The 15,334-nt window shown below is 62.4% G+C and carries 12 protein-coding genes; 6 read left to right on the forward strand and 6 right to left on the reverse strand.

Annotation, left to right across the window (positions count from 1 at the left end):
- The first annotated feature begins 58 nt into the window (after window positions 1–58).
- The 6 genes from ACNKW1_RS05430 (at window position 59) to ACNKW1_RS05455 (ending at window position 8,281) form a co-directional block, all read left to right on the forward strand.
- Complete coding sequence (locus tag ACNKW1_RS05430; RefSeq protein ID WP_418363576.1) at window positions 59–1,288, forward strand: glycosyltransferase; 1,230 nt, start codon at window positions 59–61, stop codon at window positions 1,286–1,288.
- Window positions 1,285–2,487 carry a DegT/DnrJ/EryC1/StrS family aminotransferase gene (locus ACNKW1_RS05435; protein WP_418363577.1) on the forward strand — a complete coding sequence of 401 codons (1,203 nt, stop codon included), beginning with the start codon at window positions 1,285–1,287 and terminating at the stop codon, window positions 2,485–2,487. The genes ACNKW1_RS05430 and ACNKW1_RS05435 overlap by 4 nt, the downstream gene beginning before the upstream one ends.
- Window position 2,488: 1 nt before the next feature.
- Complete coding sequence (locus ACNKW1_RS05440) at window positions 2,489–3,526, forward strand: GNAT family N-acetyltransferase (protein WP_418363578.1); 1,038 nt, start codon at window positions 2,489–2,491, stop codon at window positions 3,524–3,526.
- Between the two features lie 19 nt (window positions 3,527–3,545).
- A complete protein-coding gene (locus ACNKW1_RS05445) occupies window positions 3,546–5,783 on the forward strand; it encodes a heparinase II/III domain-containing protein (RefSeq protein ID WP_418363579.1) in 2,238 nt (745 codons plus the stop codon).
- A gap of 80 nt (window positions 5,784–5,863) precedes the next feature.
- On the forward strand, window positions 5,864–6,754 hold the full coding sequence (locus ACNKW1_RS05450; RefSeq protein WP_418363580.1) for a glycosyltransferase family 2 protein: 891 nt from the start codon (window positions 5,864–5,866) through the stop codon (window positions 6,752–6,754).
- 39 nt (window positions 6,755–6,793) lie between these two features.
- Window positions 6,794–8,281 (forward strand): lipopolysaccharide biosynthesis protein, encoded by a 1,488-nt coding sequence (locus tag ACNKW1_RS05455; RefSeq protein ID WP_418363581.1) that lies wholly within the window; start codon window positions 6,794–6,796, stop codon window positions 8,279–8,281.
- A gap of 28 nt (window positions 8,282–8,309) precedes the next feature.
- Here the strand turns inward: ACNKW1_RS05455 and ACNKW1_RS05460 are convergent, their stop codons facing one another.
- The 6 genes from ACNKW1_RS05460 to ACNKW1_RS05485 form a co-directional block, all read right to left on the reverse strand.
- Window positions 8,310–9,260, reverse strand: a complete 951-nt coding sequence (locus ACNKW1_RS05460) for a polysaccharide deacetylase family protein (RefSeq protein WP_418363582.1) — start codon at window positions 9,258–9,260, stop codon at window positions 8,310–8,312.
- Window positions 9,261–9,266: 6 nt separating this feature from the next.
- A complete protein-coding gene (locus ACNKW1_RS05465) occupies window positions 9,267–10,613 on the reverse strand; it encodes a putative O-glycosylation ligase, exosortase A system-associated (RefSeq protein ID WP_418363583.1) in 1,347 nt (448 codons plus the stop codon).
- Between the two features lie 13 nt (window positions 10,614–10,626).
- On the reverse strand, window positions 10,627–11,985 hold the full coding sequence (locus ACNKW1_RS05470; RefSeq protein WP_418363584.1) for a phenylacetate--CoA ligase family protein: 1,359 nt from the start codon (window positions 11,983–11,985) through the stop codon (window positions 10,627–10,629).
- Window positions 11,986–11,995: 10 nt separating this feature from the next.
- Window positions 11,996–13,108, reverse strand: a complete 1,113-nt coding sequence (locus ACNKW1_RS05475; RefSeq protein WP_418363585.1) for a glycosyltransferase family 4 protein — start codon at window positions 13,106–13,108, stop codon at window positions 11,996–11,998.
- A gap of 32 nt (window positions 13,109–13,140) precedes the next feature.
- Window positions 13,141–14,049, reverse strand: a complete 909-nt coding sequence (locus tag ACNKW1_RS05480; RefSeq protein WP_418363586.1) for an acyltransferase family protein — start codon at window positions 14,047–14,049, stop codon at window positions 13,141–13,143.
- A gap of 70 nt (window positions 14,050–14,119) precedes the next feature.
- Window positions 14,120–15,325 carry a TIGR04063 family PEP-CTERM/XrtA system glycosyltransferase gene (locus ACNKW1_RS05485; RefSeq protein ID WP_418363587.1) on the reverse strand — a complete coding sequence of 402 codons (1,206 nt, stop codon included), beginning with the start codon at window positions 15,323–15,325 and terminating at the stop codon, window positions 14,120–14,122.
- Window positions 15,326–15,334 lie beyond the last annotated feature (9 nt).

The following is a 15,334-nucleotide window of genomic DNA, read 5'->3' on the forward strand; positions in this document are numbered from 1 at the left end:
GCTGTGGGCCGAAGTCTAAGCCACTTCCGGCCTATTAGCCCATCCCGGACGCCATACGATGAAGCGCTTGCTGATGATCGCCTTTCACTTCCCCCCACTCGCGGGAAGCAGCGGCATCCAGCGCACCCTGCGCTTTGCGCGATACCTCCCCGACAACGACTGGGAGCCTGTCGTACTCACCGCGCATCCCCGTGCCTACGAACGCACCAGCGCCGACCAGATGCAGGACGTGGCCCCCACGCTCAGGGTGGTGCGTGCCCAGGCATGGGACACCGCCCGCCACTTCTCCATCGGCGGGCGCTACATCGGCGCGCTGGCCCGCCCCGACCGCTGGCTGAGCTGGAAGTACGACGCCATCCGCCAGGGCATGCGCATCATCCGCGAGCTGCGCCCCGCGGCCATCTGGTCCACCTACCCGATCGCCACCGCGCACCTCATCGGCCTCGCCCTGCACCAGCGCAGCGGGCTGCCGTGGATTGCAGACTTTCGCGACCCGATGGCACAGGACGGTTACCCAGCCGATCCGGTCACCTGGCAGCAGTTCAAGTCCATCGAGACGCAGGCCGCCCAGCACGCCGCCGCCATGGTCTTCACCACGCCCGGCGCTTGCGACGACTACCGCCAGCGCTACCCGCAAGCCGCCAGCCGCATCCACCTTATCGAAAACGGCTACGACGAAGCCCCCTTCCGCGAGATCGCCCCCAGCGCGCAGCCGCTCGTGCCGGGCCGCGTCACCTTGCTGCACTCGGGCATCGTCTACCCGTCCGAACGCGACCCCCGCCCACTCTTCGACGCCCTTGCCGAACTCAAGGCCACCGCCCCCGAGCTGGCCGCCCGCCTGCATGTGCGTCTGCGCGCCTGCGCGCACGAAGCCTTCGTCAACGAAGAGCTCGCCCGCCGCAACATCACCGACCTCGTCGAGACCCAGCCCCCCATTCCCTACCGCGAGGCGCTGGAAGAAATGTGCCGCGCCGATGCGCTGCTCGTCATGCAGGCAGCCAACTGCAATGCGCAGATCCCCGCCAAGCTGTACGAGTACTTTCGCGCCGGCCGCCCGCTCATCGGCCTGACCGATCCGGCGGGCGACACCGCCCGCAGCCTCCAGGCAGCAGGCGTCTCGGCCATCGCCCCGCTGGACAACGCTGCCGCCATCGGCGAGTTGCTGCTGCGCTACCTGAAGAATGGTGCAGCACAAGGATTCACCCCCACGGCCAGCTATGTGCAAGCCTGCTCGCGCCAGGCGCGCACTGCCGCCTTCACCGGCTTGCTCGAACAGGTTGTGACGTGACCCCCGTGCAGCGCCCCCTGCCCAAGCGTCCCGTACTCGACTGGGCAGACTTCGTCGGCGCCCGGCAGGCCTGCCTGCCTAGCATCGCCGACCTGGCCCACCGCCAGCTCACCACGAGCGGTCGCGCGGCCATCTACCACGCCCTGAAGCTGGCAAACCCCACGCCGGGCAGTGCGGTGCTGGTGCCCACCTACCATTGCCCAACGATGATCGCGCCCGTCGTGCTGCTGGGGCTCGAGCCGATTTTCTACCCCATCAACGCCCAAGGCCTGCCCGCGCTGGAACTGATATCGGATGCGGATGCCCGCCGTGCCAACTGCCTGCTCGCACCGCATTACTTCGGGATCACCCAGTCCTTTGCCCACCTGCGCCAATGGTGCGACGCAACCGACACGCTGCTGATCGAAGACTGCGCCCATACCTTTTACGGCATGGCCGGCGAGCGCCCGGTTGGCGCCTGGGGCGACTACGCCATCACCAGCCTGACCAAGTTCTTCCCCATCCTGGAGGGCGGGCTGCTCGCCTCGGCAAGTCGCCCGATCCCCGCGCTTTCGCTTACCCCACAAACATTGAAAGCAGAGATGAAGGGCGTTTTTGACATCTCGCACATGGCCACCGCGCATGGGCGCTTGAAAGGCCTGGGTCTGTTCGTCGACATCCTTCGGGGCGGCCGTGGGCGCAGCGGACCAAATACTGCAGAAGAAGCCCCTGCCGCCGCCACACCGCCTGACCCAGCACCCTCCACAAGCGCATCCATGCACGACAGCGACATGGCCCGGGTCGGCAGCGCGCCCCTTCGCTCTACCCGCTGGCTCACCGCACACCTGCCGCAACAGCAAGCCTGCACCCATCGGCAACGGCTCTTTGCTCGCTACGCCGATGCGCTCTCGGGCCTGCCCGGCGCACGAGCGCTGCATGCCGAGCTGCCAGCCAACACCGCCCCCTACGCCTTCCCGCTATGGGTGGACGACGCCGAGCGCGTCTATCACACGCTGCGCATTGCCGGCGTGCCGGTCTATCGCTGGGACAGGCGCTGGCCCGGCACGCCTCACCTCGCCGGCGACCAGGGCCCACTGTGGAGCACGCACGTGCTGCAACTGCTCTGCCACCAAAGCCTGACCGTGGACGAGGCAGACTGGACAATCGCCACTATCCGCCACACCTTGCTAAACCACGACACCCCGCACAATGGCCGCTGACATGCCTGACCGACTCACCTGGACCCACCACCCCGCGCACGAGCTCGCCAGCAACGCAAAACTGCGTGACGGCTGGAACCAGCTCAACGCCAGCACAACCCGCCAGGTGTTCATGGACGCCGAGGCGATCGTTTGCGCACTCAAGCACTTCGGCACAGGCAAGGAGCGCCTCTTCGTCGGCACCGCCCAGGGCCAGATCGTATGCATGGCCGTCCTGTCGCGAATCGACGCCCTGCGCTGGTCCACCTTCCAGCCCTCGCAGATCCCGCTCGGCGCATTCCTCATCGCGCCGCACGTGGGCCTCGACACCGCGTCGGCCGCGCTGCTCCGCGCCCTGCCCGCAACCACGCTCGTACTCTCGATCACCCAACTCGATCCGCTATACGTTCCCCGGCCAGCCGACACCGCCACCCTACGCCTGGATGACTACATCGAAACCGGCTGGATCGAGCTGAATGGCACTTTCGAGGAATACTGGGCTGCCCGCGGAAAGAACCTGCGCCAGAACATGCGCAAACAACTCAACAAACTCGCAGCCGAAGGCACTGCTGTGGAATTCCGCACCATCAGCGAAGCCAGCGACATGCCCGCAGCCGTTGCCCGCTACGGCGAAGTCGAAAGCGCCGGGTGGAAAGCCGAATCTGGCACCGCCATCCACCCGGATAACGAGCAGGGGCGCTTTTACACCGAGTTACTTACCACCGAAGCCGCACGTGGCCGCGCCCTGGTACATGAGTACTGGCTGGATGGCGGTCTGGCGGCATCGAACCTGTGCCTGCTTCACGACAAGACACTCGTCGTACTCAAGACGACCTACGACGAGAAGTACACCCAAATCTCCCCCGCATTTCTGCTTCGTTTAGCGCAGACGCAATCGGCGTACGAAACAGGCGAGGTCGACCGGATTGAGTTTTATGGCCGCAAGCGTGACTGGCATACGCGCTGGACTGAAGCCTTCCGAACCATCTACCACGCAACAGCTTACCGACACGGCTTCATAAAGCGGGTTTCAGAGCGGAACCGTAATACACAAGAGTGACGTATTCAGGCCAAAGTCCATGCAAAAACAGACCTTCGTTGCTCGGATCGCGGGCTACCGCGCCACAAGGCCCCTTTTGCGCCTCCTCTCGATCCTCCTTGTCCTTGCAACCATCTTTGGCCCCGAGCTACTCCACCATTACGTACCTCAACCAAAGCTTTCAACGGCGCTTGTGGCGACACTCGCAACCGAACCATCCAAGGAAATACTTGATGCGGTCGCTGTGCGAGGCGCCTCGCTACCACTGCTGACAGAAGAATACGATCCGCAGGACATTGCCCAGAGAATACTCGGGGGCACATTCACAGTGCCCCAGTTCCACACCGAACCCATTCGGCTCCTGGACTATCCGCTGCACCTCATGCAAGGGCCACCAACCTTGCGGCTTGTCATGGCAAGCCTTGAACTCGAGCGTCTCTTGCTCGAAGCGTATGAGAAGAACGCCGATGAAAATCTATTGGAGGTCGTGCTTCAGCGAATCGAGCAGTTGGATCGCCATGAAAGCTCACGCTGGGTCCCCGATCAGTTTCTTTGGAACGACCACGCAATGGCGGCACGTGCAGGCGTACTCGCGCTGGCATGGAAGCATGCTCGCACGCGGAAAGACACCACGGACGACCTCAAGCTTGCCATTGTCAGGCAAGCCGCACGGACAGGAATGCTACTTGCCAGTGACGCCCATTTCACGGCAAGAACCAATCACGGCGTCATGCAGAACCTGGCTTTGCTTCAACTGGCAACCGCGTTTCCCGCCTTACCAGAGTCGAATACTTGGGCCCGGCTAGCAAAGGATCGCCTCGATCTGCAACTGGCGCACTACGTCTCGGACGAGGGCATGGTGCTCGAGCACTCGGCAACCTATCAGCAGGTGGGAGCGGAACTTCTCGCACGCTTCACCGACATCCTCGCCCTGCGTGGCGAAGTCCCCTCGCCCGCCCTCGAGGCAAAAACCAGCAGCGCCAGACAGGTGCTAGAGCAGTTCTGGCGACCGGACGGGTCCCTTCCAGTGGTAGGCAATACCCCCATGGGCACGGTTTTCTCCCCCGTGTTAGCTGGACCATCACTAGTCCAGCCACCCATGGATAGGGATGGGCGATACGAACTCGCGAAACTGATGCCCATTGCCGGATACGCAGTCTGGCACGCGGGCGCCCGCGGCGAACTCTCACAGACCGTAATCGCATGGGGCAAGCACGATGGGCATGGGCACAAGCATGCCGATGAGTTGAGCGTGCATTTTTGGCGCGACGGCATCAACTGGTTGACGGCCACCGGCTACTGGCCGTACGGCCGACCAGGCGCCGAGGCCGCGTACGGCTGGCGGGGTGCAAATGCCCCCCATCAGATCAACGAAGCTTTCGGTAGCCCTCGGAGCACATCACTCCTAGGCCACGCAGCCAATGAACACATCAAGGCGATCGACCTCGAACGAAAAGGCCCCGGCAATTACACGGTGCGTCGCCAGGTCGTCCAGATCGAGAACACCACGCTCCTCGTGCTCGACTTCACGACGGCAGACAAACCCCACCAGACGGTGTGGACATTCGATCCGCGCCTCACGCTGTCCGACCCCGTCCAAGCGGGCCAAGATCACATCCGACTGCGCGCTGTCGGCAATGAGACTGGCCTCACTCTTAATTTACTCGGCTGGGGGCCGGCGGCCCGCTTCGAGAAGATCAAGGGCAAGCTCGACCCCTTCGCTGGTTGGGTTGTAGTAGATCGCGAACCCGTTGCAGCCGACGCCCTCGTGGTTGATGCCCCGGCATCCACTACGATGCTCGCCCACCTATTCCACCTCACGGACGGAAAAACGGTTGGAGGCACGGAGAAGATTGATATTGCTCTGGCAGAGGGCGCCACGCCCGATAGTTGGACTGCCCGACTGACCGCAGGCGCGAGGGAACTCACGATCGGCAGGCGTGCGCAAATGGTCGAAGTTACCGACAGCGCCCTCGATGGCGCCTTCCGGTTGGCGCTGGCAGCACCCGACGACACACTTTCTACAAGCGCAGCTCAACTGACGGATGCCTATGCCCAAGCAGTCGAGGCCTATCCTCAATGGCGCGATCTAATGCACTACCGCAACCGCGTGGCAGTCCTCTTGCTGTGCCTTTGGGTTGCCATAGAGTTCCTTGCACTTGCGATCGTGTCATCTGCCACTCAAGTCAGCAGCCGCGCAGTGCGCCACCTCAACATCTACTATGCCCTCGCATGCCTCGGTTTCGCTTATTTCCTACATTTCCACTATTTCAGATAAGCGCATGCCCTTAATCGCGGGCACGGCCAGAGCCGGACGGACCGCTCGTGGCCAAAGACACGCACTACCGAAGAGTTCTCATGTACAAAGCTGATCAAGTCAGCGTGATCATCCCGACCGTTGCCGAACAGAGACGGTTCGAAGCGCTACAGCGCTGCGTAGCGTCTATCCGCGGCTCCAGCAATAGTCGCTGTTTGATCATCGCAGTCGTGAATGGCTCACGCTCCACGCCTGAAGTGGTCGAATGGCTTCGCAAACAGCGTGACGTAAAGCTGATCATGGAAAAGACTCCTTCTGCACCAAACGCTGTAAGGATTGGCCGCGAGGCCGTTGAAACGCCATACTTTTCCACTCTAGACGACGACGACGAGTATCTCGCAGGTAGCACGGACCGCAAGATGCAAACCCTGCTTGCGAACCCTGACGCTGATCTGGTCGTCACAAACGGTCTTAACAACTGGGGCGGCAAAGAGGCGCTTCACTACTCGCAGCTTTTCCGCGTCCCGGAGGACCCGCTTGGCACTCTTTTTGATTCGAACTGGCTGGCAAGCTGCAATGCACTCTATCGGAGTGACCGCGTAACACCAGTCTACTTCCAAAACTTTCACCCCTTCGCTGAATGGACATGGCTTGCCTTCCGCCTTGGACTGGACGGAAAAAAAATAGCAGTCCTGGATGAGCCCTGCTTCCGCTATAACCAAACACCTCAATCGCTATCGCAATCAACTTCATACCAAGAGGCTTATCCATCCCTTTTTGCACGGATGCTAGCCTCCCAACCGCCGCTCCGCATCCGTAAACTTATCCAACGCCGTCTTTCGGCTGCGCTGCATGACCGCTCCGTGGCGTTACTCCAGAAAGGTGACCGGGCAGCGGCGCTGACCGCGCATCTGCGCAGCCTGTTGCTTCCAGGGGGCTCGCGCTACCTGACCTACACCCGCCGACTGATTCCTGGCTGGCCTCAGTCCTGAATCGAGCAACGACACTCAAACGGCAGACTCCATCAGTAAATGCTCCGACTCCCCAACCAGACCACTGTTTTTAAGGGGGCATTGTTGTCCATCGCGATGCGCTGGACCGATCGCCTGATAGGTCTGATCAGCACGCTGATCCTGGCACGCCTGCTCGCACCAGAAGACTTCGGGATCATTGCGATGGCCTCGCTAGTGATCGGACTTGTGGGTGTATTGCTAGACCTCGGGGTTAACGTCGCACTCATTCAGAATCCGAACGTCACACAGGCGCACTACGACACCGCGTGGTCGTTGCGGCTGCTGCAGTCTGCAGTCACTGGCGCCCTCATTTTTCTCGGTGCGCCCCTGGCGGGTGATTACTTCGGCGACCCGCGGGTGATTCCCGTGATGCAGGTGCTGTCAGCCAGCATTCTTGTGGCCGGTCTCGAAAATATCGGGGTCGTTGAGTTCCAGAAGAAAATGCAGTTCGGCCTGGATTTCCGGTTCATGTTCCTGAAGCGGATCTCGGGCTTCTTGATAACGATGCTTGCCGCGTGGCTCATGCAGTCGTACTGGGCGCTCGTGGTCGGCACATTCGCTGGGCGAATCGTTGGCACCCTGATCAGCTACCGAATGCACCCGATGCGACCAAGACCGAGTCTGGAAAAGATCCGCGAGATCTTTGCAGTGTCGCAATGGATGCTGGTTCGAAGTGCCGGTCAATACCTAGACGGCAGTCTCCACAAGATGATCGTTGGGCGCAGAGCTGACAGTGCGGTGCTTGGCGGATACACGCTGGCGGACGAGATCTCGGCAATGCCCTCGACGGAGCTACTCGCCCCGATAAACCGTGCGTTATTTCCCGCTTTTGTCGCAGCCCGCGAAAACCTGAGTGAGCTAAAACGTCTCTTCCTTCTAGCACAAGGCGTGCAAACCTTGGTCGGAATACCTGCTGGCATCGGGCTTGCCATGGTGGCCTCAGAGACCGTCGCCCTGCTACTAGGCGAGAAATGGTTGCCGGCCGTGCCTTTTGTCCAGATCCTGGCTATCGTCGGGGCCATCCAGGCAATCACGACCAGCGGGGGCTACGTGCTGATCACGCTGGGCCGAATAGGCGTGGTTGCAATCATTGCTTGGGTGCAGATTGGCCTTTTTGTTCTCGGGGCGTTCGTTTTGGTGCCGCGAGCAGACCCGGAAGCGCTCGCCATGATTCGGCTGGCAACGGTTGGCATCGGGCTCGCTGTAGTGTTCTGGCTATTGATGCGGAGTCTGACGAACCTTACCGTTCGTGACATTGCGCGGACGATCGCACGACCACTGCTCGCCGCGGCCGCCATGGCTGGGGTCCTGCATTATTTGGATCAAGCGCTTGCGATCGGGTTGTTGCCACTGCTGATCACAAAAGTCGTGCTGGGCGCTACCACTTATGCAGTGGTTATTTCTACGCTTTGGGCTGCACTCGGTCGGCCCGAGGGCGCCGAAACTTATGTAATCGGAAAGCTCAAGGCCTTGATAGCAGCCAAGCGAAAAGGCCAGGGCGAATAAGCCCGAAAAGACACCTTCAGCCGCGAGATCACAAGCCCGCGGTGAGGTTGCGTGCGAGCCTGAAGGCGAACCTGCTCCTCGACTGATCCCATGGCGTGAAACGCCTTAACTGAAACTCGTCTGCTGCGGTATTGCTAGCGCCCCAGTTCGTCGAAACCGCCGCATCAAAGCCGATCGAACGGACCATCTCGACATGCGCTGGCAGGTAATCCTGCCCCAGCTTTCCGTTCGGATAAGCAAAAAGCCCGCACCGTTCTCCCAGCAACTCCTCGAGCCGTTCGCGACTCTCGGCAATTTCGCGATGAGCCGACGCGGCGTCGATGCGTGCAAGAATGGGGTGGCTGACCGTGTGCGCCCCCACTCCCATGCCAGCCGCTCGAAGCGCACGCAACTGCTCTGTCGTGAGCATCAGGTCATCGGGCAAGACCGCCGCACAAGACTCAGCCATCCTTGCAACCGCTACGTCTCGCTCTACAGCAGGCATGTGCTTGATCGCGGGAATCAGCACATCAAGCGCGGTGCGCTTTGCTGCAATCGAGTCCAGCGCCAACGTTGGCTTTCCAAGCCACGACAGGTCGATCTGCGATGCACGGGTGTTGCGAACGGACTCGATCAGCGTGTCGTTCCACATGCGACCACCGTCTAGAAAGCCGGTAGCAATGAAAAAGGTGGCGTGCAGGCCATGCTTCTGCAAAATCGGCACCGCATTGAGCCAGTTGTCCGCATAGCCATCATCGAAGGTGATAGCCGCGGCACGCGCCGGCAGATCACCTTGCTTGAGGCGCTTGACGGCTTCGTCCAATGGCAAAACGTTGAACCAGCCGGCAACCCAACCCAATATCTCGTCGAATCGGCGGCGGTCAACCTCACCGGGAAACAGCGGGTCCGGTTCGTCGAGCACGCGATGAAATATCAGGATGGACAGGCGAGCTCTCGGCCCGGAAGGCGACAGAAGGGATAGTGCGGTGCGGATGAGCATGGATATTCACTGCGTCCCGTTGCGAACGGGATAAGCGCCGGGGTCACTCGTCGGCGATGCATTTTTCGGCGGTTTCCGAAGGCCGATGTACTCGAGCCAAGATACTTGGGGATCTCGCTCCCAGCCGCGCGTTCGGACCCAGACCTGCGCAGCCACAACGAGGATCATCATGTTGTAGGGCAGGTCAAAGTACGACAGGCTGAGAAACGCGCCGCCGACGGCGTAACCAACCAGACTCACCTGCACCATCGCTCCAAGGTCTGCGGCCCACTTGGTCTCATCCTGCTTGCGGCCGTTCTTGCCCAGCCAGCCTGCTGCACGATAGGTCGAAAACCAGATCCCCAGGAAGAGGAAGAGGCCAACGAACCCATGGTTTCCCAGAACCTGAAAATAGATGCTATGCGCGGCACGGGAGACAGTTTCATAAGTGCCGTATAAAAGGAAGAAGACCTGATGCTGGTAGCTCATACCACCGCCAAAGAAGTGGTGCTTAGCAACTTCAAAAGCGACACCCCACGCGTTGATCCGGCCCATTGCGGAGCCGTCCTCCTTGTATTCGGTGATGGTGTTCATCCGCTCCCACCACTCCTCGGGCATCATCGGCAGGGCCACCAGCACGGCAAAAAGCAGCAAGCCTCCGATTAGTCCCTTTCGTCTGCTGCGCCACCAGAACATCGCCGACATCGCGGCGATCGCAAGAAAGCCCCCGCGCGAATGGGTGCCAATCGCAGCAGCCGCGCAAAGCAGCATCGCTGCTGTAAGACCATGCTTCATCCATACAGACTTGACTTGCAACTGCAGGAAATGCAACAGCGGAATGGTGATGATCAGCGACAGGGCAAATTCGTTGTTGTCTTGGATGAATGAACCAGGTGGCCCCCAAACCCGATGGTTACCTCCGGTAAGAATGGTGAATAGGCCACCTTTCGCGCCAAGGATGGCCATCGACCCCGCCGCAACCCAGGCAAAGGCCATGATCTGCATCTTGTTGATGATGAGCATCCCAGCCACGAAGGTCATGAGATAGATTTTCATGACCTTGTTCCATTGCTCATAGTCGCCGGCCGGATCCATGCCGAACAGCCACGACAGGGTGATCCAGCAAGCAAACAGGAAGAACCACACAATCGGTGGTCCTTGAAAAGGTTGCTGCCGGTCTTTGGTCATCATCAGACCAAGGAGTGTCACGCCAGCAGCGATGGCTGCAAGAGGAGCCGAATAGGCCAACCCCCAGGCGTAGCGGTGGGGGTTCATCAGGCTGAGCCAAGTCCACAACATCACCCCAATCCACGGTCGCTTGAGCGCGAAGATGGCCGCAACCCCAACGATGGAAAGAATCAACAAGTCACGCATTGGCCCGCCCTGTTCACCGCACCGCCACGTGGCTTACCACGTAGCGGAACTTCCCCGACTTCTCGGCCGGGATGGATTCAACAAATTCCACCGACACCTCCACCCCCGCCCCCAGCCTGCGGCGGAAGCCTTCGATCACGGTCGCATCCAGCCCCTCGGTGTTCGCCCCCGCCTCGAGCACGATCAGCGCCCGGGTATGGCTGCGCGTCTCCTGCACGATCTTGAAGGCGCGCACCGCCGGGATGTCGCGCAGGATGTAGATGAGCGACAGCCCATGCAGCACGGTGCCATCTTCCGCCACCACAAAGTCGGTGCTGCGTCCCTGGATGTCCTTGAGAATCGGCAGCCCGCGCCCGCAGGGGCAGGCGTCATCGCCCAGCGTGGCGATGTCCCCGGTGCGGTAGCGGATGAAAGGGTAGTCGCGCGTGGCGAGGTGGGTGACGACGATCTCGCCCGACTGGCCCGGCGGCAGCACCCTGCCCGCCTCGTCGATGATCTCGACGACGATGTCCTCGGCGGTGATGTGCATGTTGCCGCTGGGGCATTCGTGGGCGATGAAGCCGGCGTCGCGCCCGCCGTAGCCGTTGGCCACCGGGCAGGCGAAGAGCCGGCTGATGGTCTCGCGCTGGTGGTCGTAGAGCCGCTCGGAGGTGCAGAAGACCACCTTGATGCCCAGGTCGTCGAGCCGCACGCCGCGCTGTTCGGCGCGCAGGGCGATGTGGCTGATGGCCGAGGGGTAGCCGAAGAGCATCTTCGGCCGGCGCTCGCGAATGCGGGCGATGAAGCCGTCGACCTTGTCGTCGGACATTTCGAAGGCGGGCAGCAGCTCGGTACGCATCAGCGCGTCGCGCACCAGGCGCACGCGGTCCTGGGTGCCGAGCTCGATCGGCGAGCCCCAGACCACGATCTCGCGGTCGCCGATGTCCACGTCCCACCAGCGCGTCGCGCGCCACTTGGCGGCGACGTCGTGGGTGACGCGCTCGGTGCCGATGAAGAAGATCAGCGGCTCGCCGCTGCTGCCGCCGGTGTTGAAGCGGGCCAGGCCTGCGGCGTTGTCGGCGCGCAGGGCGTCGGCGTGGGCGCGAATCTCGGCCTTGGTGAGGAAGGGCAGCGCCTGCAGGTCGGCCACGCTGCGCACGGCGGCGGGGTCGAAGCCGCTGCGGGCGAAGAGCTCACGGTAGTACGGCACGTGCGCGGCCACGTCCTGTAGCAGCGCCTGCAGGCGCTTGAGCTGCAGGTCGAGGATGCGCTGGCGCGGCCACCACTGCGAGGCTTCCATGTCGCGGTGAACGCGCACGGTGTCGTGCTTCTTCAGCTTTTCCTGCAGTGGGAAGAGCGCGCCGGAGACGAAGCGGGTATAGAGGTCGCTCATGATCTTTCTCTCAGGCCACCGGCCGCATGGATTCGGCGGGGGCGTGCAGGGCGTCGCGGTAGGCGGCGAGCAGGGTGTCGCGCACGGCCTCCCAGCGGTAGTGCTGCACGGCCTGCAGGCCGGCGGTACGCAGCATGGTTGCGCAAGCCGAGTCGGTCAGGATCTGCAGGGCAGCGGCGCCCATGGCTTGGGCATCGTTGGCTGGCACCAACAGCGCGGTACGGCCGTGGTCGACGATGAAGGGCACGCCGCCGACATCGGTGCTGACCACCGGCACGCCACTGGCGAGCGATTCGAGCACCGAGTTGGGCATGTTGTCCACATGGCTGGGGTTGAGGCTGAGGTCCGCCTCGCGGTACAGCGCGGCCATCTGGTCGCGGTCGAGCCGGCCGGTAAAGCGGACTCGGTCTGCCACGCCGAGCGTGGCGGCGAGTCGTTCGAACTCTTCGCGCAGCGGCCCGCTGCCCGCAACCGACAGGCGCGCCGCCGGCAGCGTTGCGGCTACGACGGCAAAGGCACGCAGCGCAACGTCGATGCCGTAGATGGGCTCCAGGTTGCGCGCCACCATGATGTGCGGTGCCTGCGGGTTGGGCGGGTATTGCTCCGCTGGATGGAAGCGGACCAGGTCGATGATGTTCGGCACCACCCTGCCCTGCATGCCGTGGCGCGCAAACACTTCGAGCAAAAATCCCGAGGGCAGCAGCAGCCCGGCGCTGTGGCGCAGCGTGGCGCGCACGGATGCTGCAGCCTTGTCCAGAAAAGGCCCCGCCTCGCCGCCGCGGTAGTTGACCACGACCGGCGTGCCGCGCAGTGCCGCGATACGGATAGCCGGCATGGCGAAGAGGTGCCAAGACCAGCCGGAGTTGGCCATCACGTGCACGATGTCCGCCCGGCCGCAGGCTTGCCACAGGTGCGCCAGATAAGGCAACAGACGGAACACCGCGCGCACACCCTTGATTCGGCCCGCCCAGGCGGGTTTGTAGGGCGCATTCACCTGCACCAGCTCGACGCTCGCGCCTTCGCCGCGCAGCAGCTCGGCGAGCTGGCGCGTCTGGTTGGCCATGCCGCCGGCGGGCGGGGGCAAGGGGCCGATGAGGGCGATGCGCAACTGCGAGTAATTCAAGACGCCAATCCTTTTGCCAAGTTGCCGGACGGTCAAACGCCAATCAGGTTTCGGCTATATCGACCAAGCAATCTGCGCGCGCCCTGAACCGCGGCGATGCTGAGGAAGACCGCAACGACAACGCTTGCCAAATAGAGCAGCAGATTGCCCGCCGGCTGGGCACCCACGAAACGCTCTACGACAAGCTTCCCGGCCGAGATTACGTAGGAGTGCACGAAGAACAAACCAAAACTCAGCGTGCCTGCAAGCGCAAACCATCTTGCACTGCCATCACCCCAACGCCGGAAAGCCTCGAACAGGAACAGGGTCAGGATGATCTTGCCAATACTGCTATACCAGCTATGCGTGCCGACGGAATAAACAAACTCGAGCGCAAAGAAGAAAATGAAGGCCACCAGCAACCACCAGAACCCCACGCTCAGCCAACGCGTTGCCGTTTCGCGATGGCGGCTACACGCCATGCCGAGCATCCAGACCGGAAGAAAATGAACGAACGATTTTGCTGGGTTGTAGCTCCCTCTGGAGACAAACACAGGGATGAACCAGAATGGCGCTAGGTGACTACCGGTAAGCAAGAAACTTGTGACCTGCCTCCACGTCGGCAGATCGTAGAAACCCGGCGGGACTTCGGTGCGCTGCATCACCACCGTAAAGAGAAGCAACGCAGGGACTGATACGAAAAGGTAAGGCAAAACGACAAACCGCGTCTTCTTCCACAGGTAGTCGCGCACCTCGTATTTGTCCGAAAGGTGCTGGAACAGAAATCCGGCAATGAAGAGGAACAAGATCGTGCCGTTCGCGACAAGACGCTTGAGCAGCAATTCGAGCGTAGGTGTCGAGGACCAGTCAAAAATGCTCAGGCAATGCGTAGCGATGATCAGCGTGATCGCAAACCCGCGAAAGTTGTGAACGTGCGGGAGGTAAGTGCGCGAAGTGCTCATGAGAGCGACTCCGGATGAGTGCAGCCGGAGCATCGTGAAAGCAGCACCAGCCCCCGCATGGTCCGCTGCTTCATGCGGCCTTCCTCTGCGTGAGCCGGCCGTACACCGGAATGTAATTCGCCACGCTGTTCTTCCAGTTGCGAACGTCTTCAACAAAATGCCGCCCCGCCTCGCGCATCGCCGGCCAGCGCTCGCGATGATCGAGCATGTCGTCGATGGCGGCGGCGAGCGCCTCGGGGCTGCCGGCCTTGAACAACTTGCCGGTCTCGCCGTCGCGGATCAGTTCCTTGTGGCCACCGACATCGGACGCGACGAACAGCCGCCCCTGCGCCATGGCCTCGAGCGGCTTGAGCGGGGTGACGAGTTCGGTGAGGCGCATGGAGTGGCGCGGGTAAGCGAGCAGGTCGATCTGGTCGTAGTAGCGGCTGACCTCGCTGTGCGGCACGCGGCCGGTAAAGACCACCTTGTCGGCCACCCCCAGGCGCTGGGCCTGGGCCTTGAGGTTGGCGTCCTGCGGGCCACCGCCCACCAGCAGCAGGCGCAGGTCGGGGCGGTTTTGCAGCAGCGCGGGGAAGGCGTCGAGCAGCAGGTCGAGACCTTCGTAGGCGTAGAACGAGCCGACGAAGCCGACGGTAGTGCAGTCTGCCAGGCCAAGCTGGCGGCGCAGTTCGGGGTCCGGATCGCCGGAGAGCTGGAAGCCTTCGATATCCACCGCATTGGGGATGACAGTGACCTTGGCCGCGGGGATGCCGCGCGCCACGATGTCGGCGCGTAGCCCCTCGCAGATGGTGAAGGCGTGATCGACGCGCTTGAGCGCCCAGGTTTCCATGGCGCGCGTGGCGCGGTAGCGGATGCTGCCTTCGGCGGTGGTGCCGTGGTCGACGGCGGCGTCTTCCCAGAAGGCGCGGATCTCATAGACGACAGGAATGCCCAGGCGCTTGCCGACGCGGATGGCGGGGATGGCGTTGAGCACCGGCGAGTGGGCGTGCAGCACATCGGGCTTTAGTTCGCGGGCAAGCTGTTCCAGGCGGGCTTCGGTGGCGCGCATCAGGCGCAGCTCGTTGATCCCGGCCGGGCCGGCCTCGGGCACCGGGCAGCGGTAGAAGCGCAGGCCGTCGACGTCTTCGACTTCGGCCGCGGTGTTGCCCTGCTTGGGCGAGGTCAGGTGAAACGTCTCCCAGCCGAGCGCCCGCTGCTCGCGCAGGATGGCCGCGGTGCGGAAGGTGTAGCCGCTGTGCAGCGGGATGGAGTGGTCGAGGATGTGGAGGATGCGCATGGTTAGCGG

The sequence above is a fragment of the Thauera sp. WH-2 genome (genome assembly GCF_048321015.1).
Lineage (GTDB): Bacteria > Pseudomonadota > Gammaproteobacteria > Burkholderiales > Rhodocyclaceae > Thauera.